The organism is Pontimicrobium sp. MEBiC01747 (genome assembly GCF_053601635.1).
Genome location: NZ_JBSHNS010000413.1, coordinates 1 through 2,959, shown reverse-complemented (window position 1 = coordinate 2,959; position 2,959 = coordinate 1). Strand labels below are relative to the sequence as shown.

Genomic DNA, 2,959 nt, shown 5'->3' with positions numbered 1-2,959 from the left:
GTAATACAGGCTTTGGTTATAGTTTTACTTCGAATTTAAAACATTAGCCATGAAAACATTAACGATTACTAAGCAAGTAGTAGGACTCTTCTTTATTCTATTATGTATGATTCAATTACAAGCACAAGAGAAAACAATTTCAGGAACGATATCCGATGAAAATGGATTACCAATGCCTGGTGTTAGTATTTTGGTAAAAGGAACAAGTAATGGAACACAAACCGATTTTGATGGTAATTATACCATAAAAACTCATCTAGGAGATGTTATTAGGTACTCATCTATAGGGTATTTAACAGTAGATAAAACAGTAGGAACTTCAAATAATATCAGTTTTAACATGAAAGTAGATACTTCAGCTTTAGAAGAAGTTGTTATAACTGCGATGAGTATAAAACGAAAACGAGACAATGTAACACATGCATATCAAAGTGTAAATATAAATTCTCAAGGTTATAGAGGAAGCGGAAGTACTCGCAAAAGAACTAAAAAAGAAAAAATTACTACTGCAACTCAGTTACTAAAAAGTAATAGTAATAAAGTAGTTAAACCTTTACCTGGTAAAGGTTCTGGACTACAAATAGCAAGAAATACTAATAACAATGCAAAAAACGATACTCGAATTGTACTACGTGGTAATCGTTCTATAAATGAAACAAACGAAGCACTAATAGTTATAGACGGTAGAGTATCTACAAAAGCAGAATTAGATAAACTAAAAGCTAAAAAAGTAAAAGAAATTAAAGTTCTAAAGGGAGCTACAGGCTCTGCATTATATGGTAGTCAAGGTGGAAATGGTGTTATAATTGTAAAGACTAAAAAAAGTAGTTATACAATGCCAAAAGATGCAGATATTTTGAGAATAGAAAACGAATCGTATACTAAAATCCATGAAAATAAATTTAAAAGAGCAGTATTGGAGCCATTATCAACATTTTCTATAGATGTAGATAAAGCATCATACAGTAATGTGAGACGATTAATTAATAACGGACAATTTGTACCAGCAGATGCAGTTAAAATAGAAGAAATGGTAAACTATTTCAATTATAATTACCCGCAACCAAAAGGAGAACACCCATTTTCTATTAATACAGAAGTTGCAAAAACACCATGGAACAAAGATACGAAATTGGTAAAAGTGGGGCTACAAGGCAAAACATATAAAAACGAAGCACTACCAGCATCTAATCTTACATTTTTAATAGACGTATCTGGCTCTATGCATTCAACAAAAAAACTACCATTACTTAAATCGGCTTTTAAACTATTAGTAAATCAATTAAGAGATAAAGACAATGTTGCTATAGTTGTTTATGCAGGAGCAGCTGGAGTAGTATTAGAACCAACCTCTGGAAGAAATAAAGACGTAATTATAAAAGCATTAGATAATTTAAGAGCAGGAGGCTCTACAGCTGGAGGACAAGGCATAGAATTAGCATACAAATTGGCGCAACAACATTTTAAAAAAGGCGGAAACAATAGAGTAATATTAGCAACAGATGGTGATTTTAATGTAGGGGCATCGAGTAATGAAGCGATGGAAAAGTTAATAGTAGAAAAAAGAAAAACAGGAGTGTTTTTATCTGTTTTAGGGTTCGGATATGGCAACTATAAAGACTCTAAATTAGAAACCTTGGCTGACAGAGGTAATGGAAACCATGCATATATAGATACTATGCAAGAAGCAAAACTAATTTTTGGAAAAGAATTTGGAGGCACACTATTTACTATTGCTAAAGACGTTAAAATACAAGTAGAATTTAATCCAGCTAAAGTACAAGCCTACCGATTAATTGGTTACGAAAATAGACTATTAGCAAACGAAGATTTTGTAGATGATACTAAAGATGCAGGAGAATTAGGAAGCGGACATAACGTAACAGCATTATACGAAGTAATACCAGTAGGTTCAAAAAGCGATTATTTAAAAGAAGTGACCAATTTAAAATACACAAAGACAAAAATGACAGATGCATTTGCAGATGAATTAATGACAGTTAAGTTTAGATATAAGAAACCAGATGGAGACAAAAGTATAGAACTCATACAAATAACAAAAGATGAAGTAACAGAAGCATCTGAAGATATGAAATTTGCTGCATCGGTTGCATTATTTGGAATGCAATTAAGAGCATCGCAATTTCATAATAACTCAAAAATAGAAGATGTAATAGCTTTAGCAGAAGCAGGAAGAGGAGACGATAAAGATGGCTACAGAGCAGAATTCATTAGGTTAATTTCTACAGTAAAATAGTGTAGCAGCTTTTTAGCCAAATACTGGTGGGTAAATGGTATATCTTGCAATCTATTTTGTAGAGTAAAGGTTAAGTAAATACTTAACCTTTTTTTAGTTTATAACTTCCCTCAGTAAAAAGAGTAGTTCCCTCAATATAAGTTTTTTAAAGTGCTTTTTAAGCATAACTTTATTGTAATTAAAACGCAAAATTATGAAACATATAATAACCACACTAATCGCAGTATTAAGTATAACTATTGTTAATGCACAAAACCTAAATTTAAAAACAGAATCTGTTGAAATAGATAACTTAATCACATTTATAGCAGATTATTTTCCAGCAACAGAAAAACCAAAAGAAAATACAATAAACTTAGTAAAAAACACTTTGTTTTTAATAGAAACAACAACCAAAAACTTCTCACAAGAAGATAAGATCGTTTTACAACAAAGCTTTAAGTTGTTAAGTAAAAGACTAACAAAAGAAGATACAATTACTATTGTTGTGTACTCGGGGCAAAATGGTATACTCTTAGAAAGTATTTCAGCAAAAGAAATAAAAAGAATTCTGTATACACTTAACGACATAAAATCTAATATCACAAAACAACATAAAGATGGTATTACATTAGCCTACAAACTAGCACAAGAACAATTTAATGAAGAAGAAATAAATACAATAGTAATGGTTAGAAACCCAAAAGCGTTAACATCTAAACC

Annotated in this window: 1 protein-coding gene and 1 pseudogene; both read left to right on the top strand. The window is 30.9% G+C overall.

Annotated features, from left to right (window positions below; all coding sequences use genetic code 11):
- The first annotated feature begins 49 nt into the window (after nt 1-49).
- Entirely contained in the window at nt 50-2,257 is a 2,208-nt protein-coding gene (locus tag ACVC2P_RS13365; protein ID WP_452598957.1) for a YfbK domain-containing protein, read from the top strand.
- Between the two features lie 193 nt (nt 2,258-2,450).
- Nucleotides 2,451-2,959, top strand: a pseudogene (locus ACVC2P_RS13360) (hypothetical protein); the annotation flags it as partial.

What these genes read in the sequence shown, in the direction of transcription:
- ACVC2P_RS13365 (WP_452598957.1), top strand. Translation starts at nt 50, where the DNA reads ATGAAAACATTAACGATTACTAAGCAAGTAGTAGGACTCTTCTTTATT.